This is a genomic window from Burkholderia sp. SIMBA_051 (genome assembly GCF_046534915.1).
Classification (GTDB): domain Bacteria; phylum Pseudomonadota; class Gammaproteobacteria; order Burkholderiales; family Burkholderiaceae; genus Burkholderia; species Burkholderia ambifaria.
Map to the genome: position 1 here is coordinate 1 of NZ_JAWRXS010000949.1, position 233 is coordinate 233.

Annotated in this window: 1 pseudogene; it reads left to right on the forward strand. The window is 36.5% G+C overall.

Annotated elements, in window-relative coordinates:
- Positions 1-133: 133 nt before the first annotated feature.
- Positions 134-226, forward strand: a pseudogene (locus SB771_RS37295) (XkdX family protein); the annotation flags it as partial.
- Positions 227-233: the final 7 nt, after the last annotated feature.

Here is a 233-nt window from a genome sequence, read left to right on the forward strand (position 1 = left end):
TAGAGCTTTTAAAGAAACAAAATGCTTTATTATCAAAACAATTAAAGCAGCTATTGACCATGCTTAAAGGAGCTGATTTAGAATGATGTTTCCAACTGTAGCAAATATCAAACAATTTTAGGACTGGCAGTGCTACGGCCCAGAGGATATTGCATTTTATGTAAGCATTGGCTGGATCTCAGCAGAAGACTATCAAGACATTACAGGAGACAAATACGAAGCCTAATGGCTTT